Here is an 18,224-nt window from a genome sequence, read left to right on the forward strand (position 1 = left end):
CGGGTTGGGTGAAGTCGTAGGGTGGGTTAGCGAAGCGTAACCCACCACCTCTTCTCGTGTGGCACCGAAAGTGGTGGGTTACGCCTTCGGCTAACCCACCCTACGGCAGCGTCGATCAATCCTTCGGCCGCAGCTTCTCGACTTCGGCATCGCTGGGCAGATAGTCCGCGCCCTTCTTGTAAGAAGAGTCCACCATCACGCCCTTGCCGTCCTTCAGCGCGGTCTTGCCGACGTAAGCGCCGAGCGTCGACTGGTGGTCGATCTTGCGGAAGGTGATCTCGCCGAACGGCGACGGCATCGACAGGCCCTCCGCCGCGGCAATCAGCTTCTCCGGATCGGTCGAACCGGCCTTCGCCAGGATCGCGGCGGCCGACTTGATAGTCTGGTAGCCAACGATCGAGCCAAGACGCGGATAGTCGTTGTACTTGGCCTGATAGGCCTTCAGGAACGCATCATGCTCGGGCGTCTTGATCGAGTACCAGGGATAGCCGGTGACGATCCAGCCTTCGGGCGTCTCGTCCTTGAGCGGATCGAGATATTCCGGCTCGCCGGTCAGGAAGGAGACGACCTCGCGCCCCTTGAACAGGCCGCGGGTATTGCCTTCGCGCACGAACTTCACGAGGTCGGCGCCGAAGGTGACGTTGAGGATCGCCTCGGGATTGGCCGCGGCAACCGCCTGCACCACCGGGCCCGCGTCGATCTTGCCCTGCGGCGGCCACTGCTCGTCCACCCACTGGATGTCCGGACGCTTCTCCGACATCAGCTTCTTGAATACCGCAACTGCCGACTGGCCGTACTCATAGTTCGGCGCGATCGTCGCCCAGCGCTTGGCGGGCAGCTTGCTGGCTGCCTCCACCAGCATCGCGGCCTGCATGTAGTTCGAAGGCCGCAGGCGGAAGGTGTACTTGTTGCCCTTCGACCAGGTCACGGCGTCCGTCAGCGGCTCTGCCGCGAGGAAGAACACCTTCTTCTGGTTGGCGAAGTCGCTGACGGCCAGACCGATGTTCGACAGGAACGTCCCCGTCAGCATCGCCACGCCTTCGCTCGACACGAGCTCGTTGGCCGCGGTCTGCGCGTCCGCCGGCTTGCCGCCGTCGTCCTTGGAGACGACGACGAGCTTCTTGCCGTTGATGCCGCCCGCCGCGTTGATCTCTTCCACCGCGAGCTGCCAGCCCTTGCGATAGGGCTCGGTGAAGGCCGGCAGCAGCGAGTAGCTGTTGATCTCGCCGATCTTGATGTCCTGCGCCATGGCCGAATGAGCCATGCCGCCCGCCAGCAGCGCGAAGGCCGCGCCGACGAAAATGTTTCTTGCTCGCATCCCAACCTCCAGTTTTGAACTCTCTACGTCTTCAGCGTGATGTTATCGGAGAAGCTGTGCCCGCCTCCCCGGTTCAAGCTCTATCTCAGACCGTCCTCGCCCTTGATTTCCGCGACCGTCAGTCCGCCGACCCGCGGCAGCGGACGACCGCTGTCGGTGACGGCGACCGCGACCATGATCTCGTTGGCGCGCGGCGCGTCGTTGATCTGCACTTCCATGCCGTCGAAATGGCTGCGCACGAAGGCTGCATCCTTGTGCCCCAGGGGAATATCGAGCGTCGTGCCGGGGCCGCTGCGCTTCTTCGACGACGGGATCAGCGCTGCGCCCTTGCTCAGAACTTTCCGCACCGGCGCGCCCATCTTCGGGTGAAGGATCGCCGCCGCATGTTCCAGCTCGCCGTTCTCACCGACGGCTGCCGCCTTGCCGTAGCTCTGCACCTTCGCCCCGTCGATCCCGAGCGCCGCGACCGCGCGCTTCGACAGGAGCTCGCCGAGCTCCTCGCCGATCGCGATCAACGGCGAAAGGTCCTCGACATATTTTCCGGCGAAGGGATTTTCGATCACGGCAATGGCCGCGGCGCGCCGGGTCGGCGGCGAGACCTGGCGGCCCATCTCCATTTGCGTCTCTTCGACGACGGTGACGATCTTGCGGATGATCGCGCTCATGATTGTTTCCCTTGGGCTCGTCCCGGCTCAGGCATGGACCGCGTTCTCCAGCACAGGTGGGCGCGATCGCTGCCGTTCAATATCTTTCGGTCCGATGACAAGCATATCACCACTGAGCTGCAACACGGCACCCTCGATCAATCCGCGATCGAACAAATGCCGTGCACATTCCGCGCCAGATTCCAGCGCGGCCGCAATCTCGGTCGGCGACAATGCACTGACGCCGCGGGTGACGAGGCGCGCGCCGAGATCGCTGTCGGGCTGAAGCTCGTTCGCGGGCTGCCGGACGATGGCGGGATGCCCGGGCAGATCGACGGCGTTGGCGATGATCGTTGCCGCCGCATCGGCTTGCGAGGCCGTTGCCGCGAGCACCGTCACGGCGTCGGCAATGCCGAGCGAAAAGCTGCGGCCGTGGCGCCCGCTGGTCGCGATCCCCCGCATGGGATCATCAGCAACGACCTTCATCCTCCGCATCACGCCGTCGCGACCGGGCCGGTCCATCAGGCCGACCGAAAAATGCTCGCCCTCGCCGAGATGCAGCGCGATGTCGCCGCCATTATTGACATAGGCCTGGTCGAGCGATGCCGCGTGCAGCATTGCACCCAGAATCTCCTCGGCCACGCTGCCGGCCACCGCGGCCATCGGCGTGATGAAGCAATCGGGGGCATAGGGCGCAACGGCGGCATACATGCGGCGGGCAACGACGCCCTTCAGTGAGCACGTTGCGGGTTCCGCTGCCTTGCGTAACTCCATCAGCTCCAGGCAGAGCTCATCGAGCAGCCCGGTGAAACGGTGCGCCGCGGCGTCATAGGCCGCACGCACCTGGCTCGCGTCCCCCCTCGCCTCGACGATCAGATCAATCGGACCATCCTGCAAATGCAGCCGCCGACCATCAGACAGCCATGCGATTTGCGGGAGCCGTGTCATGCCCGGGGCCCCGGAATCGGGTTCTGCCAGGGCAACTGCCGGACATCGTCGCCGCTCTGGACCTCGGAGAGCGGCTTCACATAGTCCATGTGTCCGCCGAGCGCGGCATAGTCGGACAGTTTCATCGTGAACTCGATCGGCGCGACCAGCGCGGGCGTCGGCACGTAGCCGAACGCGCCTGAAGGCATCTGCGTCACGTCGACCATGTAGGTGATGCCGCCGCCGGGCCAGACATACACAGGCGCACCGCCGCTGGTGACGCGTGTCAGCGCGTCCTTCACCGAGCGCGTCAGCCGCACCGGATTGTCGGTGACGCCCGCGCGCAGCGAACCGCCGGCACCAGCCATGAACAGCACGGTGCACAGCGCCGGCTCGCAATTCTCCTGAATGCGCTCGACCGAGAACTTCAAATCGGCAGGCATCTCGGTCTCGACCGGCTTCAGGGCCTCGTCGAGCACGTAGTAGGACGAATGCTCGCCCGTCGTGGAGACCATCAGCATGGAGAGGCCAGGCTTGGCCTCCTTGGCATCAAACGGCCCGAGAATCGCGAGCGGATCGGAGATGTTGGTGCCGCCCCAGCCGGTGCCGGGATCGGCGACCTGGAAATAGCGGCCGGGCGTCGAGCGCCGGCCCTTCATCTTGATGCCGGTGTCGGCGATGTCGAGCAGTTTTCCGGCCTGGTGCTCGCTGAGCACGCCGGTGATGTGATCGTCGACGACGACGACCTCGTCGACCTTGCCGTGCCATTGCTTGGCGAACATGCCGATTGTCGCCGAGCCGCAGCCGACGCGCATGCGCTCTTCCTTCACGCCGTTGACGATCGGCGGTTGGCCGGCCTGCACCACCACCGTGGCGCCGCCGTCGATGGTGAGCTCGACCGCCTTGCAATTGGCGAGGTCCATCAGCGTGTCACAGGTGACGCGGCCCTCCTTCTTGGAGCCGCCGGTCAGGTGATGCACGCCGCCGAGCGACAGCATCTGCGAGCCGTATTCGCTTGTCGTGACGTGGCCGACCGCCTCGCCCTGCGCACGGACGGTCGCGGTCTCGGGGCCGAGATAGCGGTCGGTGTCGATCTTCACCTTGATGCCGCAATAGGAGAAGATGCCCTCGGTGACGACGGTCACCATATCGACGCCGTCGACTTCCGCAGAGACGATGAACGGTGCCGGCTTGTAGTCGGGATAGGTCGTGCCCGCACCGATCGCGGTGACGAAGGTCGAGGGTTCGTGGACGATCTTGCCGTCCCAGTCTTCCGTGCGGCTGAACGGCACGAGCTTGCCGCCATGCGAGACGGTGCGCTCCAGGATCACATGCGGATCGACGCGAACGAGCTTGCCGTCGTGGTTGGCGTAGCGGTCGCAGGCGCCCGCCGCGCCCGGCTTGATGTAGCACATCACCGGACAGGCATCGCAGCGGATCTTGTCGGTGGCGGCGCTCGTCGTTTCAGTCACCATGTGCAAGCCAGCGGACACTGCGGTTATCATTCGTATACGAACGATGTTGCGCGCGGTCCTGATAGCTGTCAAGCGGCGGCGCGCGCGAAAAGATGCGCCTGCCGAATAAAACCTCATTTGCCTGCCGCCTTTGTCCACAAAGCGGGCAGTCGCGCTGCACTGCGGCATGGCCGCTTGCACGTTTGTGTACAAACGGTATCGTCGCAACGTACAATTTTTGCGACCCGATCGTCGCGGGGCTTGGGAACAGGGATGACGCAGACACCGATCCGCCTCACCGTGAACGGCAGGATCCACGAGATCACTGCAGAGCGCCAGACGCCGCTGCTCTATGTGCTGCGCAACGACCTCGCGCTCAACGGCCCGAAATATGGCTGCGGCCTCGGCGAATGCGGCACCTGTACTGTCCTGATCGACGGCGCCGCCGCGCGCTCTTGCGTCATCCCGATCGGCGGCTGCGCAGGACGCGACATCGTGACGCTCGAAGGGCTCGGCACGAGCGACAAGCCTGATCCGGTGCAACAAGCCTTCATCGACGAGCAGGCCGCGCAATGCGGTTACTGCCTCAACGGCATGATCATGACCACCAAGGCGCTGCTCGCCATCAACCCGCGGCCGACCGAGCAGGAGGCGCTGGCGGCGCTGCGCTACAATCTCTGCCGCTGCGGCACGCATGTCGAAATCCTGCGCGCCGTGATGCGCGCATCGGGCCAACTCACTGAGGCCGCCGACTGATGGCCTCCCCTGCCTCGAACGGAGCTGAGCGGCAATCGGGCTCGCTCGTCGTCGTCCGCACGGTGGACGAATGCACATCCGAGACTTTCGTCCGCATCACCGCGGACGGCTCGGTCACCGCCTATAACGGTCATGTCGATCTCGGCACCGGCATCCGCACCGCACTCGGCCAGATCGTCGCCGAGGAGCTCGACGTGTCCTTTGCGCGCGTCGTCGTGGTGCTTGGCGATACCGCCGTGGTTCCGAACCAAGGCGCGACGATCGCCAGTGAAACCATCCAGATCACTGCCGCGCCCTTGCGCAAGGCCGCGGCGCAGGCGCGCCACTTCCTGATCGCGCGCGCGGCCGAGCGGCTGGAGTTGCCGGCGACCGATCTCAAAATCGAAGACGGCCTCGTGCGCGGGCACGACAACCGCAGCGTCAGCTATGGCGAGTTGATCGGGGACGAGACGATCCGGCTCGAGCTTGCCGACGACGTCACCGTCAAACCTGTCGGCGAATACGCCATCGTCGGCCAGTCGATGCCGCGGGTCGATCTGCCGGCGAAGGCCACGGGCGAATTGACCTTCGTGCACGACATCCGCCTGCCCGGCATGCTGCACGGCCGCGTGGTGCGTCCGCCCTATGCCGGCGTCGATGCCGGGCCGTTCGTCGGCACCAGCCTGATCGCGGTCGATGAATCCTCGGTGCGCGACGTTCCCGGCATCATCGCCGTCGTGCATATCGGCGATTTCGTCGGTGTAGTCGCCGAGCGCGAGGAGAATGCGATTCGCGCCGCGGAACAGCTCAGGATGAGCTGGAAGCCGACGCCCGATCTCACCGACCTCGCCGACGTCGAGACCGCACTGCGCGCCAATCCATCGACGCCGCGCACCTTGATCGACAAGGGCGACGTCAATGCGGCGATATCAGGCGCCGCCAAGCCGATGCAGCGCACCTATGTGTGGCCGTACCAGATGCATGCGTCGATCGGCCCGTCCTGCGCGGTCGCCGACTACCAGAACGGCAACATCCGCGTCTGGTCGGGCACGCAGAATCCGCATCTGCTGCGCGGCGATCTGGCGCTGCTGATCGAGCGTCCCGAGAGCGAGATCGAAGTCATCCGGCTGGAGGCCGCCGGCTGCTACGGCCGCAACTGCGCCGATGACGTCACCGCGGATGCACTGCTGCTGTCGCGCGCGGTCGGCCGCCCGGTGCGCGTGCAGCTGACGCGCGAGCAGGAGCACGCCTGGGAGCCCAAGGGCACCGCGCAGCTCATCGACGTCAATGGCGGCCTCAACGCCGACGGCAGCGTCGCGGCTTACGACCTCGCCACGCGCTATCCCTCGAACGCCGCACCGACGCTGGCACTGCTGCTGACGGGTCGCGTGTCGCCCGATCCGGCCGTGCTCCAGATGGGCGATCGCACCGCGATCCCGCCTTACGACTACGACCACATGCGCGTCGTCGCCCATGACATGGCACCGATCGTGCGCGCGTCCTGGCTTCGCGGCGTCTCGGCGCTGCCGAACACGTTTGCGCATGAATCCTACATCGACGAGGCCGCGACGGAAGCCGGCGTCGATCCGATCGAATACCGGCTGCGCTACCTGAAAGACCAGCGCGCCGTCGATCTCGTCAATGCGGTCGCCGAGCGCGCGGGCTGGACACCGCGACCGGTCCGCGAAGAGAAAGACGGCGAGGTCGTGCACGGGCGCGGCTTTGCCTATGCGCTCTATGTCCACAGCAAGTTTCCTGGCTATGGCGCGGCGTGGTCGGCCTGGGTCGCCGACGTCGCCGTGAACAAGACCACCGGCGACGTCAGCGTGACGCGCGTCGTCGCCGGGCAGGACTCCGGCCTGATGATCAATCCGGACGGCGTGCGCCACCAGATTCACGGCAACGTCATCCAGTCCACCAGCCGCGCGCTGATGGAGGAGGTCTCGTTCGAGCGCGGCGCGGTGGCGGCGCGCGAATGGGGCGCCTATCCGATCATCCCCTTCCCCGACGTGCCCAAGATCGACGTCTTGATGTTGCCGCGGCCGGACCAGCCGCCCCTCGGCGTCGGCGAATCCGCTTCGGTCCCGAGCGCGGCGGCGATCGCCAATGCCATCTTCGATGCCACCGGCGTGCGCTTCCGCGAGCCCCCGTTCACGCCCGAGCGCATCCTCAGGGGACTGCACGGCGACACGCCGGCCGTACCGCAGGCCCTGCCCGCTCCCGCAGCGCCACAGCCATCGCGCATCTGGCAAAATCCGTTCACCGGGCGCGCCGGCATCTTTGCGACCATCGCCGCCGTCTGCACTGCCGCGATCGGCATCGGCGCCGCCCTCTTACCCGGGCGCGCCATCGCGCCGATCGCGCCGCCCGATGCATCGGTCTATTCCGCGGCAACCATCGCCCGCGGCCAGCAGCTTGCCGCGCTCGGCAATTGTGCGGAGTGCCACACCACCATCGGCGGTGCGCTCAACGCCGGCGGCCGCGCGCTTCAGACACCGTTCGGCACGATCTACGCGACCAACATCACGCCCGACGTCGAGACCGGTATCGGCGCATGGTCCTATCCTGCCTTCGAACGCGCGATGCGCGACGGACTGCATCGCGACGGGCGGCAGCTCTATCCCGCTTTCCCCTACACGCATTTTTCGAAGACCAGCGAGGCCGACCTAGAGGCGCTCTACGCCTATCTAATGGCGCAGCCCGCGGTGCGCGCGACGGCGCCCACGAACACGCTCGCCTTCCCGTTCAACATTCGCCCGCTGCTCGCGGGATGGAATGCGCTGTTTCATCAGACGAAAGAACTCAAGTCCGATCCCGCCCGATCCAAGCAGTGGAATCGCGGCGCCTATCTCGTCGAGAGTCTCGGCCATTGCAGCGCCTGCCATTCTCCGCGCAACGCGCTCGGCGCCGAGCAGCGCGGGGCCTATCTCGCCGGCGGCTTCGCCGAAGGCTGGGAGGCGCCGCCGCTCACCTCGCTGTCGCATGCACCGATCCCCTGGAGCGAGAACGAGCTCTACGCCTACTTGCGCACCGGCCATTCGCGCTATCACGGCGTCGCCGCAGGCCCGATGGCGCCGATTGTCAGGGATCTCACGGCCCTGCCCGACCAGGACATTCGCGCGATGGCCGTCTATCTCAACTCGTTCAACGACGCTGCCACCGAGCCGCCGGATGCGCTTGCCGCCAAGCTCGAGAGCGCAACGCAAGTCACCACCGCCGCTTCAACCGGCGCGCGGCTCTATCAGGGCGCCTGCGCCGTCTGCCACGAGATCGGCGGCCTGCCGCTGTTCGGCAGCCGGCCCTCGCTCGCGCTCAACAGCAATCTGCACAGCGCATCACCGGACAATCTCGTGCAGGTGATCCTGCACGGCATCACCGAGCCCGCATCGAGCGACCTCGGCTACATGCCCGCGTTCAGGAACAGCATGAGCGACGCGCAGGTCGAGGAGCTCGTCACCTTCCTGCGTAAGCAGTTCGCGCCAGACAAACCCGCTTGGCGCGGCGTGCGCGAGACGATCGCGCGCGTGCGATCGTCCACGCATTAGATCAGGCGTGCTTCTTCGCCTCCACCGGCGGCGTGCCGTGGGTGTGGAACGACTCGATCGTCTTCAGGCCCCACGCCTGCCCTTTCTTGCGCTCCTCTTCCGTCCACACGATCGGCTTCCAGTCCGGTGCAAGGATGAGGCGCGCACCGGCATTGGCGACCTCGACGCGGTTGCCGCCGGGCTCGTAGACATAGAGGAAGAAGGTCTGCTGGATCGCGTGCTTGTGCGGACCGGTCTCGATGTGGATGCCGTTCTCCAGGAAGATGTCGGCGGCGCGCAGAATCTCCTCGCGGCTGTCGAGCGCGTAGGTGACGTGGTGGAAGCGGCCGGGCACGCCGGAATGGTCGAGCGAATAGGCGAAGTCGTAGCTCTTGTTCGACATCGTCAGCCACATCGCCGCTTCCCGGCCGTCATTGAGCACGATCTGCTCGGTGAGCCGGCAGCCGAGATAGTTCTCGAAGAACTCGCGGTTGGCCTTGATGTCGACGGCGAGGCAGTTGAGGTGATCGAGGCGGCGGACATTGACGCCGCGGGCGGGAAAGCGCTGCGCCTGGTTCTTCAGCGCGGGCTTCAGCTCCGGCGGCGCCTGATACCATTCGGTCTCGTAATAGAGCTCGACGATGTGGCCATCAGGGTCGCGGCAGCGGAATGTCGGCCCCTGCCCCATGTCGCCGTCGATCCAGCCGATGTCGAAGCCGGAGCCTTTGAGCGCGGCGACGCGGCGCTCCAGCGCCTGCTGGCTGCGCGCGCGCAGCGCCATGTGCTCCATGCCTGAGGTCTTCGACGCCGTGAGCTTGAGCGAATAGCGCTCGTAATCGTCCCAGCCGCGCAAATAAACCGACTCGCCCTTACGGCCGCTGACCGTCATGCCCATCACGTCGACGAAGAATTTCAGGCTCTCGTCGGGCTTGGGCGTCAGCAGCTCCATATGGCCGAGATGGGCAAGATCGAGGATCGGTTCGGGCTGCATGCTTTCCTCCAGGGCGTGACTGTGATCCGCAGGAACCGGATCGCGCATTCGGGCGCAGGGCCGCAATTGGCTGATGCGTCCGGGGCGGCGCTGAGGCCGCGGGTTCATTTGTACTAATGTACAAATGATTAGGTCCCGTCAACAAATCAACCCTTGCATTCCGGACCGAATGGCGCCCCGCGCGTGAGGAGAACGATCCTCGAACGGCGGGTGGACTGCCCGAATGGTAAAATCTTCCTTAATTCGATCTGGAGCCCGCAGGCCCGGAAATGCAGCTTTTTCCTGACGTTTCTGCCGATGAATATGCCTTGGGGACAATCCTCACAGTGGAATTGTCGCGGATTTAACGAAGCGGCCGCGGCTGCCGTTTAACCGTTTGTGCAGCCGCGGCTGCGCATAGTCCGGTGCAAACCCCTCGCTCTTGCCAGGTTCATTCATTGTGACATCCTTTGGACGCGTGATTTCGGTACGTGGATCGCTCGCCCGGGTCGGGCTTCTGGCGGCAAGCCAGATGCCGATCTCGGAGGTTCGGGCGACCGTCGGCCGTTTCGTCAGCATTCGCTGCGCCAGCTCGGTCATCGTCGCGATGATCACCGAGGTCTCCTGCGAAAATCTGTCGAGCGCCGACAATTACATTGCCATCGCCTCGGTCGACCTGCTCGGCGAGATCCTCAACGCCGCCGACAAGGCCAAATTCCAGCGCGGCGTCACCAATTATCCGACCATCGGCGACGCGGTCGACCTGATCACCAGCCAGGAGCTGCGCACGATCTACGCGCCGACCGGGGCGGACCAGATCAATGTCGGCTTCCTCCAGCAGGACCGCTCGGTCATCGCCTATGTCGATATCGAGGAAATGCTGTCCAAGCATTTTGCCGTGCTGGGATCGACCGGCGTAGGCAAGTCGACCGGCGTGTCGCTGCTGCTCAACGAGATCCTGAAGGCACGGCCGAACCTGCGCATCTTCCTGCTCGACGTGCACAACGAATACGGCCGCTGCTTCGGCGACCGCGCGCTGGTGCTCAACCCGCGGAACCTGAAGCTGCCGTTCTGGCTGTTCAATTTCGAGGAAATCGTCGACGTGCTGTTCGGCGGTCGCGCCGGCGTGCCAGAGGAGCTCGACGTCCTTGCCGAGGTGATCCCGATCGCCAAGGGTATCTACACGCAGTACCAGAACGCCGATCGCCTCGGCCTCAAGCGCATCGATCCCAAGCAGATCGGCTTCACCGTCGATACGCCGGTGCCGTATCGCCTGGTCGATCTGATATCGCTGATCGACGAGCGCATGGGCAAGCTGGAAAACCGCTCCTCGCGCATCATCTATCACAAGCTGATCTCGCGCATCGAGGCGGTCCGCAACGACCCCCGCTATGCCTTCATGTTCGACAACGCCAATGTCGGCGGCGACACCATGGCCGAGGTGATCAGCCATCTGTTCCGCCTGCCCGCCAACGGCAAGCCGATGACGGTGATGCAGCTCGCCGGCTTCCCGGCCGAAGTCATCGATTCCGTCGTCTCAGTGCTGTGCCGCATGGCCTTCGACTTCGGCCTGTGGAGCGACGGCGTCTCGCCGATGCTGTTCGTCTGCGAGGAAGCCCACCGCTACGCCGCCGCCGATCGCAACATCGGCTTTGGGCCGACCCGCAAGGCGGTGTCGCGCATCGCCAAGGAAGGCCGCAAATACGGCGTCTATCTCGGGCTGATCACCCAGCGCCCGGCCGAGCTCGACGCCACCATCATCTCCCAGTGCAACACGCTGTTCACGATGCGTCTTGCCAACGAACGCGACCAGGCGCTGCTGCGCGCCGCGGTGTCGGATGCCGCGGCGAACTTGCTGTCCTTCGTGCCATCGCTCGGCACCCGAGAAGTGCTGGCGTTCGGCGAAGGCGTCGCACTGCCGACGCGCCTGCGCTTCAAGGAGGTGCCGCCGCACCAATTGCCGCGCGGCGAGGCCACCATCAGCAGCGTGCCGTCGGTCACCTCCGGTCACGACATGCATTTCGTCGGCGCCGTGCTCGAACGCTGGCGCGGTGCCACCTCGCAGCGCGACACGCCGAACGACCCGGTGTTCTCGGCCCCGCCGGCGAAGACGATGTCCAGCCTCGAAGCCCCGATGCTGCAGCCCTCGATGGGGCTGGACCCGGACCGCTTCTCGCTGCTCAAGAAGCCGCTGCGGTAAGGGGCGGACACCGCTTCCACACATACCGCTGTCATGCCCCGCGAAGGCGGGGCATCCAGTACGCCGCGGCTTATCCGTATCCCATCAAAACCTCTGGAATACTGGATCGCCCGATTAAATCGGGCGATGACAGTGAGCGTGTGGCACGTTGAGGCGGCCGCCCGCATCGACTATGGTTGCCGGCCCCAAGCCGGAATCCATGCTCATGACAAAAACAGCCGCGCAACGCTTCCCCGCTCCCGCCCTCGACACGCTGCCTGACGACATCCGCACGCGCCTCCTGACTGTCCAGGAAAAGAGCGGCTTCGTGCCGAACGTCTTCCTGACGCTGGCCTACCGGCCCGACGAGTTCCGCGCGTTCTTCGCCTATCACGACGCGCTGATGGAGAAGGACGGAGGCCTTACCAAGGCCGAACGCGAGATGATCGTGGTGGCGACCTCGGCGGCCAACCAGTGCCAGTATTGCGTGATCGCGCATGGCGCGATCCTGCGTATCCGCGCCAAGAACCCGCTGATCGCCGACCAGGTCGCGGTGAACTATCGCAAGGCCGACATCACGCCGCGCCAGAAGGCGATGCTCGACTTCGCGATGAAGGTCTCGGCCGACGCGCAGCGGATCTCGGAGGAGGATTTCGCCGCGCTCGCGCCGCACGGCTTCAGCGACGACGACATCTGGGACATCGCCGCGATCTCGGCCTTCTTCGCGCTGTCGAACCGGCTGGCGAACTTCACCGGCATGCGGCCGAACGACGAATTCTACTTGATGGGCCGGCTGCCGAAGAAGTGATCGACCGCTCTGTGTCGCGAACGCGACGCCTCACCAGCAAACGCAACATGCGGGTTCCCGTTTGACGGGAACCAAAACGTTTTCACAATCAGGCACGTTTTGTTAAGATACTCACCCTCAACTAGCAGAAACGTTTCGACACAACTCGCGCAGTTTCCGTCAACGGAGACGCGGATGAGTCGTGCCTGCTTAGGGGGTCCGTCTTATGAACGTGCGAGCATTCGCCGTCGCGGCTTGCATCGGCGCAACGTTCTTCGCCGCTGGATACGTATGGAACTATCAGCCCGACGCCATCAACGCCGGCGAAATATGGAGCATGCTTCAATCGGAGCACGGCATGGCGCGAGCCGCTGTCGCACGCGTCCTCATCGAGCCGAATTCAGCTCATTTTAGCGGCTTGCGAACGGTCGACGCGGACAACGCAAGATACGTGTGCGGCTCCGTGAAGGCGATGGACAAGGAGAGGCAGTATGTTGAGACCGCCTTCGTTTACGCCGTCGCGATCGATTATGCCCGTATCGACGACGACGGTCGGATCACGTCGCAGCGCTCGACATTCAAACCCTGCCCGATCGCGGCCGACGACAAAATTGCCGACCGGACGACGCTGATATCGCCCGGCGCCCTGTCGATGATCAAGACCGTCGAAAAGGTCATCCCCAAGTCCAGCGGCGGGACAATGGAACAGCAGCTTGGCCAGTTGGCCGGACAGACGGCAGCACACGCGCCAGGTTCGGCAGTCGCACCGAGATCGGCCGTCTCGTCAGGTTCGGCCGGGCCAGGCTGGACGCCAGCAGGGCAGCATCCAGGTTCGCGCGTGGAGACTACAAGGGATGAACTCACGTGGCGTGTCGACCAGCCGCCGGCCGCATGGCCGACGTTCCCCTCGGGCCATTCCCTCGCGAAATCAACGCAGAAGCGGACGACCGCAGAGGCCCTGGCTTTCGCGAAAGATATCGAGGCTCGCTGGGAGCAGTCGAAATCATCCGAGGGGCCGACGAGGCGTCCTTCGCCGGAAGAGATCAAGGAGGCATGCCGCGCGCTGCTGACGATCGATCCCACGGACAAGGAATATCCACGGGCCTGGGCCGCCTTCGTGCGATTACGGAAGATCGATCGCGACGCGGCCGGCTGAAGCAGACGTCCAATCTATCCGTGCCGCCCCTGGCCCGCTGCGTTGAAGGGAAGACGAAGCCGCGCGGGTCGGAGATGCATCGGAAGAACTGGGCGGTCGCTAGAACCGAAGCCGTCTCGCCCAAATCGGTTTCAGCAATTCGAGCACTGTCAACACCAGCAGCCCCGCGCCGAGCGTGATCATCAAATCGTCCGCATGCAGCGGACCAAAGCGGAACAGGCTGGAGGCCGGCGGCCAGAGCAGCGCGGTGGCGAGAACGAGAGCGACGCCTGCGAAGATCCAGGTCAATGCAGGATTTGGGCGGAAGAATGCGGACGCGAACGACGCGCTGAAGGACCGGTTGACCAGGACCAGAGCGACGATGCAGACGACGAGCGTCACGAAGGCGAGCGTCCTCGCCTCGTCGGCGACGAGACCGGAGCGAAGCGCGCCGACGAAGATGATGGCGGTCAGGGCAAATGCGAGGGCGCCCTGAAGCACGCTCCAGCCAACCAGTGCCCATGAAAACAGCTCGGAATCAGGCCGTCTCGGCGGACGCGTCATCGCATCGCGCTCGCCCCGCTCCGCCTCGAACACCAGCGAGCATACGGGGTCGATGATCAGCTCCAGAAACGCGATGTGCACCGGACTGAAGATCAGCGGCAACCCGAAGACCAGAGGCAACAGCGCAAGTCCGGCGATCGGGACATGAACGGCGAAGATGAAGGCCATCGCCTTGCGCAGATTGTCGTAGATGCGGCGGCCCAGACGAATGGCCGACACGATCGAACCGAAATCGTCGTCGAGCAGGACGATCCCCGACGCCTCTCGCGCGACGTCGGTCCCGCGTCCTCCCATCGCGATGCCGATGTGGGCGGCCTTGAGCGAGGGCGCGTCGTTGACGCCGTCGCCGGTCATCGCCACGATCTCGCCGTTGAGCTTCATCGCCTGGACGATGCGCAGCTTCTGTTCCGGCAGAACCCGGGCGAACACGTTCACATACCCAACGCGGTCCGCGAGCTCCGAGTCATCCGCCAGCCTGACCTGATCGCCGGTCATGACGTCACGAACATCGAGCCCGGCCTGGCTCGCGATGGCAACGGCTGTTGCCGGATAATCGCCCGTGATCATGACGACGCGGATCCCCGCCGCGCGGCATTCGCCAACCGCCTCCGGGACATGGGGCCGCAGCGGATCGGCAAGCCCGACCAGGCCGACAAATCGAAACGCGAAATCCTCCTGGGACGGCGGGAGTGATGCGTCATCGCAGACGGCAACGGCCATCCCCAGCACGCGAAGCCCGTCCTTCGCCATCGCGCTGGCGGCATCGCGCACCGATTCTTGGTCTGCAGCGTTCATCCTGCACAGGCGCGCGATCGCCTCGGGAGCCCCCTTGGCGCATGCGAGGAGGTCCGCCCCGCCGGCTGTGCGCCAGACCTGCGTCATGGCCAGCAGCTCGGGGCGCAGACCGTAGGTACGCACCAGCTTCCGGGCGCCATCCAGCGCATCGCCTCCCCGCAGGGCAGCATGCGCGAACAGATGCAGCGCCTTCTCCATCGGGTCGAACGGCTCCGGGGAGCTCGCCAGGGCGCCGCAACGCGCCAGCTCGGCAAATTCGGGCCTGGCATCATCCCGCCCGGCCGTCTCCGGACGCATGCGTGCGCCGTCGAGCAGCCGCAGCTCCGCGACGGACATCTGGTTCTGCGTCAGTGTCCCGGTCTTGTCGGTGCACAGGACGGTCGCAGAACCGAGGACCTCGATGGCTGCTGCTCGCCGCGTCAGGACGCGGGCTTGCGAAATCCGCCAAGCTCCCATTGCCATGAAGACGGTGAGCACGACGCCAAATTCTTCCGGCAGCATCGCCATGCCGATGGCGATGCTCGCAAGCAGCGCTTGCAGCCAATCCCCCCGCAAGACTCCGTAGAGCGCGATGGCCGCCAGGCTGACCACGGCGCCGCCGAGGAAGCAGAGCCGCACCAGCCTTGCGGTCTGTTGCTGAAGCCGGGGCGGCTCGGCCTGCAAGCCACGCAGCGACAGCCCGATCTTCCCGATCTCGCTGCGCGGGCCGGTGGCCTCCACCAGCGCCAGCCCCTCGCCGCGCACGACGAGAGAACCGGAATACACGAAGGGCTGATCCTCGCCGCCCGGCCGGTGATCGGCTGACGCGGCCTTGTCGACAACCTGCTTGCGGACGGGCACCGACTCGCCGGTCAGCAGCGACTCGTCGATCTGCAGATCGCGCGCGTCCACCAGCGCGGCGTCGGCCGGAATCCGGTCGCCTTCGCCAAGAACGAGAAGATCGCCGCGCACGACCTCGCGGCCCGGGATGCGTCGACGCGCACCGTCCCGCACCACGAGCGCGCGCGGGCTGCTCAGGTCGCGCAAGGCTTCCAGCACGCGCTCGGTCCGGGTCTCCTGCACCACGGTGATCACGATCGACATCGCACCGAAGACCAGGAGGATCAGCGCTTCCCTGAGATCGCCGAGCACGAGGTAGACCAGCCCACCACAGAGCAGCAGCACGAGCATCGGCTCGCGCAGCACTTCCATGACGATGCGCAGGGGACTGCGTCGTTCGGGCCGAGGCAATTCGTTGGCGCCGTCTTCTTCCTGCCGCGCCCGGGCCTCGGCCTCGCTCAGTCCGGCTGGTCTCGTGGCTTCCGTGCCGCTCACGTCTTCCGCCGCAGGCTCCAGAGACTTCCGGCGAGCAGGACGGCCGTCACGAGCAGTATGGCGACGAAGGTCTGGATGATCGTGAAATTCAGCGCATCACGCGCAACGAACAGCGCCGTGACAGCTCCGGCGATGACAAACAGAATGCGAAGGATCAGGCTCATCGTCGTGTCTCCAGGTCGGCATGATCCGGAGCCCACCTGGCGACGCGGGCGCGCAATGCTGGTTCGGCTGTCATGCCGGCGGACCTTAGCGGCCGGCACCGACGTCGATTTGCGATACGTCAAATTCACCTGCGCCGTTGGGCCGCACGTTCGACCCGGTCCGCCGCCTAGACTGCCTCGACATCTAGCGCAATCGACACTTTCAGGAACGGCGCCCCTTCCTCGCGGACGTCGACGACGACGCGCCGCTCGCTGCCCGAGACGAAGACGTCGCGGGCGATGGAGGCGCCGGTCAGCACCGCCTCCTTGCGCGCGTCGATCCCGTTCAAGAGCTCCTGCCCGTTCTCATCCAGAATGAGACGGCCGTTCTCGTGGATGTCGAAATGGAATCGCGGCATCGGACGGCTCAAAGCGTCGGCGACTGGTGGAGATAACGACCGTCGAAATCCGCGAGTTCCAAAAATCGAGCCTCGTCGAGTACGGTGACGCGGCCGCGCTGAAATTCGACGATGCCATCCTGGCGCAACTGCTTGATCACCCGGTTGGCGTGGACCGCCGTGATCCCCAGGGCTTCGCCGATCTGCTCCTGGGTCAGCGGCATCTCGAAATTGCAGTCGTCCACGCGACCGATGACCCTGAGGCGCTCGCGCAGCTCAATCATGACATGGGCGAGGCGCGCAGGCGCCGGACGCTGGCCGACATTGACGATCCATTCGCGAAACATCGCGGCGTCGATCAGCGTGTCCCGCCAGAACATCTCGGCGACGACCGGCCTGCGTTGGTGCAATCTTCGCAGCGTATCGTGGCTGATGAAGCCCAGCGTGCACGGCGTCAGCGTCGAGAGCTCATGGTCCATCACGTGCAGGAACAGGCTCATCAGGTCCGGGATCTCGCCGGGAATGTGCAGGGAGAGGATCTGTCGCTTGCCGCTCGCGATCGTCTTGGAGCGCGCACAAAAGCCCTCGACAATCAGGCAGCATTCGGTGGCCCGTTCGCCATCGCTCACCACGGGCGTTTCCGCCGGATACTGTCTCACCGCGATCGGAAGCGCTTCGATTTCCCTGACATCCTCCTCCGAGATGCCGGAAGAGATGCGCAAACGCCTGACAAGCGCAGCACGGATCGTATCGCTGGACACGCGAAGTCGCTCCGTTTGCATGAATTGGAACCATGGCGCGCTGGGCGCCGCCGGAATGAAACCCGCGATCCGCGCCCCCGGTTCCAACAAAAGTTAAGGACGCCGCTCGCGTCCGCATGGTTGGCTCCGCGTCGGAGAGGCCAAACCATGACCAAGAAACGCAACCGTACGCGACCGGCTCTGTCGCTCCAGGAGCGCCTGGACAAGTTCACACAAGAGGCTCGCGCCGCCGCCAGAAAGCTGCCGGCCGGCGCCGAGCGCCACACGCTGTTGCAGAAGGCGCGCGACGGCGAGGCGGCTGCGGAGATGGAGCGCCTGCTGTCCTCGCCCGGTCCGCAAGCCTCGAAATGACACGCACTGCCCGCGGCTGCGACGCGCTACGCCGCTAGCGCTTCGCCATCAACTCGAGCGCCGGGGCAAAGCGCTCGGAAAATGTCAACGCCTTGGCGTGGTGAACTGCGGCGAACGACGCCGAGATGCCTGCTGAGGCAACCGCGAGCAAGGCAACTATGAAAACCAGACGGCGCATTTCGGCCTCCTGTGTGAGCTCGACTACCTCCAAGAGATGGGCCGGCT

17 protein-coding genes are annotated in these 18,224 nt (G+C 65.2%); 6 read left to right on the forward strand and 11 right to left on the reverse strand.

The features are described 5' to 3' along the window. Positions 1-115: 115 nt before the first annotated feature. From XI09_RS44510 to XI09_RS44525, 4 genes are all read right to left on the reverse strand, one after another. Positions 116-1,318: an ABC transporter substrate-binding protein gene (locus XI09_RS44510; RefSeq protein WP_271572617.1), complete on the reverse strand. Its 1,203-nt coding sequence runs from the start codon at positions 1,316-1,318 to the stop codon at positions 116-118. A gap of 80 nt (positions 1,319-1,398) precedes the next feature. Further along, positions 1,399-1,983, reverse strand: a complete 585-nt coding sequence (locus XI09_RS44515; protein ID WP_092183280.1) for an amino acid synthesis family protein — start codon at positions 1,981-1,983, stop codon at positions 1,399-1,401. A 27-nt stretch (positions 1,984-2,010) separates the two neighbouring features. Next, positions 2,011-2,910: a UPF0280 family protein gene (locus XI09_RS44520; RefSeq protein WP_271572618.1), complete on the reverse strand. Its 900-nt coding sequence runs from the start codon at positions 2,908-2,910 to the stop codon at positions 2,011-2,013. Next, positions 2,907-4,364, reverse strand: coding sequence for a 6-hydroxynicotinate reductase (locus XI09_RS44525; RefSeq protein ID WP_271572809.1), 1,458 nt, complete (start codon positions 4,362-4,364; stop codon positions 2,907-2,909). Before XI09_RS44525 ends, XI09_RS44520 begins: the two co-directional genes overlap by 4 nt. 252 nt (positions 4,365-4,616) lie before the next feature. On the opposite strand from XI09_RS44525, the gene XI09_RS44530 reads away from it, so the two are divergent. After that, entirely contained in the window at positions 4,617-5,099 is a 483-nt protein-coding gene (locus tag XI09_RS44530; protein WP_092183284.1) for a (2Fe-2S)-binding protein, read from the forward strand. Then, positions 5,099-8,623 carry a molybdopterin cofactor-binding domain-containing protein gene (locus XI09_RS44535; RefSeq protein WP_271572619.1) on the forward strand — a complete coding sequence of 1,175 codons (3,525 nt, stop codon included), beginning with the start codon at positions 5,099-5,101 and terminating at the stop codon, positions 8,621-8,623. Before XI09_RS44530 ends, XI09_RS44535 begins: the two co-directional genes overlap by 1 nt. Position 8,624: 1 nt before the next feature. On the opposite strand, the gene XI09_RS44540 is transcribed toward XI09_RS44535, so the two are convergent. Together XI09_RS44540 and XI09_RS44545 are read right to left on the reverse strand one after the other, a co-directional pair. Continuing rightward, positions 8,625-9,593 carry a catechol 2,3-dioxygenase gene (locus XI09_RS44540; protein WP_271572620.1) on the reverse strand — a complete coding sequence of 323 codons (969 nt, stop codon included), beginning with the start codon at positions 9,591-9,593 and terminating at the stop codon, positions 8,625-8,627. Between the two features lie 321 nt (positions 9,594-9,914). Further along, positions 9,915-10,187 (reverse strand): hypothetical protein, encoded by a 273-nt coding sequence (locus XI09_RS44545; protein WP_271572621.1) that lies wholly within the window; start codon positions 10,185-10,187, stop codon positions 9,915-9,917. Between XI09_RS44545 and XI09_RS44550 the strand changes: the two genes are divergently transcribed. The 3 genes from XI09_RS44550 to XI09_RS44560 all read left to right on the forward strand — a co-directional run bounded on the left by XI09_RS44550 (position 10,180) and on the right by XI09_RS44560 (position 13,694). After that, positions 10,180-11,772 (forward strand): ATP-binding protein, encoded by a 1,593-nt coding sequence (locus XI09_RS44550; protein WP_271572622.1) that lies wholly within the window; start codon positions 10,180-10,182, stop codon positions 11,770-11,772. The genes XI09_RS44545 and XI09_RS44550 overlap by 8 nt on opposite strands. Positions 11,773-11,977: 205 nt before the next feature. Continuing rightward, positions 11,978-12,559 (forward strand): peroxidase-related enzyme, encoded by a 582-nt coding sequence (locus tag XI09_RS44555; RefSeq protein WP_135173921.1) that lies wholly within the window; start codon positions 11,978-11,980, stop codon positions 12,557-12,559. A 205-nt stretch (positions 12,560-12,764) separates the two neighbouring features. Next, entirely contained in the window at positions 12,765-13,694 is a 930-nt protein-coding gene (locus XI09_RS44560) for a hypothetical protein (RefSeq protein WP_271572623.1), read from the forward strand. A 99-nt stretch (positions 13,695-13,793) separates the two neighbouring features. Here the strand turns inward: XI09_RS44560 and XI09_RS44565 are convergent, their stop codons facing one another. The 4 genes from XI09_RS44565 to XI09_RS44580 form a co-directional block, all read right to left on the reverse strand. Further along, the gene (locus XI09_RS44565; protein ID WP_271572624.1) at positions 13,794-16,346 is read right to left on the reverse strand and encodes an HAD-IC family P-type ATPase; all 2,553 of its coding nucleotides are present in this window, start codon (positions 16,344-16,346) and stop codon (positions 13,794-13,796) included. Next, entirely contained in the window at positions 16,343-16,510 is a 168-nt protein-coding gene (locus XI09_RS44570; RefSeq protein WP_177234058.1) for a hypothetical protein, read from the reverse strand. Before XI09_RS44570 ends, XI09_RS44565 begins: the two co-directional genes overlap by 4 nt. 167 nt (positions 16,511-16,677) lie before the next feature. Then, the gene (locus XI09_RS44575; protein ID WP_271572625.1) at positions 16,678-16,908 is read right to left on the reverse strand and encodes a DUF6894 family protein; all 231 of its coding nucleotides are present in this window, start codon (positions 16,906-16,908) and stop codon (positions 16,678-16,680) included. Positions 16,909-16,916: 8 nt separating this feature from the next. Beyond that, positions 16,917-17,648, reverse strand: a complete 732-nt coding sequence (locus XI09_RS44580) for a Crp/Fnr family transcriptional regulator (RefSeq protein WP_271572810.1) — start codon at positions 17,646-17,648, stop codon at positions 16,917-16,919. Between the two features lie 147 nt (positions 17,649-17,795). Between XI09_RS44580 and XI09_RS44585 the strand changes: the two genes are divergently transcribed. Then, positions 17,796-17,999 (forward strand): hypothetical protein, encoded by a 204-nt coding sequence (locus tag XI09_RS44585; RefSeq protein WP_271572626.1) that lies wholly within the window; start codon positions 17,796-17,798, stop codon positions 17,997-17,999. A gap of 34 nt (positions 18,000-18,033) precedes the next feature. Here the strand turns inward: XI09_RS44585 and XI09_RS44590 are convergent, their stop codons facing one another. Beyond that, a complete protein-coding gene (locus XI09_RS44590; RefSeq protein ID WP_271572627.1) occupies positions 18,034-18,177 on the reverse strand; it encodes a hypothetical protein in 144 nt (47 codons plus the stop codon). Positions 18,178-18,224 lie beyond the last annotated feature (47 nt).

The organism is Bradyrhizobium sp. CCBAU 11386 (assembly GCF_028128955.1).
Lineage (GTDB): Bacteria > Pseudomonadota > Alphaproteobacteria > Rhizobiales > Xanthobacteraceae > Bradyrhizobium.

What these genes read in the sequence shown, in the direction of transcription:
- XI09_RS44510 (WP_271572617.1), bottom strand. Translation starts at nt 1,318, where the DNA reads ATGCGAGCAAGAAACATTTTCGTCGGCGCGGCCTTCGCGCTGCTGGCG.
- XI09_RS44515 (WP_092183280.1), bottom strand. Translation starts at nt 1,983, where the DNA reads ATGAGCGCGATCATCCGCAAGATCGTCACCGTCGTCGAAGAGACGCAA.
- XI09_RS44520 (WP_271572618.1), bottom strand. Translation starts at nt 2,910, where the DNA reads ATGACACGGCTCCCGCAAATCGCATGGCTGTCTGATGGTCGGCGGCTG.
- XI09_RS44525 (WP_271572809.1), bottom strand. Translation starts at nt 4,364, where the DNA reads ATGGTGACTGAAACGACGAGCGCCGCCACCGACAAGATCCGCTGCGAT.
- XI09_RS44530 (WP_092183284.1), top strand. Translation starts at nt 4,617, where the DNA reads ATGACGCAGACACCGATCCGCCTCACCGTGAACGGCAGGATCCACGAG.
- XI09_RS44535 (WP_271572619.1), top strand. Translation starts at nt 5,099, where the DNA reads ATGGCCTCCCCTGCCTCGAACGGAGCTGAGCGGCAATCGGGCTCGCTC.
- XI09_RS44540 (WP_271572620.1), bottom strand. Translation starts at nt 9,593, where the DNA reads ATGCAGCCCGAACCGATCCTCGATCTTGCCCATCTCGGCCATATGGAG.
- XI09_RS44550 (WP_271572622.1), top strand. Translation starts at nt 10,180, where the DNA reads ATGATCACCGAGGTCTCCTGCGAAAATCTGTCGAGCGCCGACAATTAC.
- XI09_RS44555 (WP_135173921.1), top strand. Translation starts at nt 11,978, where the DNA reads ATGACAAAAACAGCCGCGCAACGCTTCCCCGCTCCCGCCCTCGACACG.
- XI09_RS44560 (WP_271572623.1), top strand. Translation starts at nt 12,765, where the DNA reads ATGAACGTGCGAGCATTCGCCGTCGCGGCTTGCATCGGCGCAACGTTC.
- XI09_RS44570 (WP_177234058.1), bottom strand. Translation starts at nt 16,510, where the DNA reads ATGAGCCTGATCCTTCGCATTCTGTTTGTCATCGCCGGAGCTGTCACG.
- XI09_RS44575 (WP_271572625.1), bottom strand. Translation starts at nt 16,908, where the DNA reads ATGCCGCGATTCCATTTCGACATCCACGAGAACGGCCGTCTCATTCTG.
- XI09_RS44585 (WP_271572626.1), top strand. Translation starts at nt 17,796, where the DNA reads ATGACCAAGAAACGCAACCGTACGCGACCGGCTCTGTCGCTCCAGGAG.
- XI09_RS44590 (WP_271572627.1), bottom strand. Translation starts at nt 18,177, where the DNA reads ATGCGCCGTCTGGTTTTCATAGTTGCCTTGCTCGCGGTTGCCTCAGCA.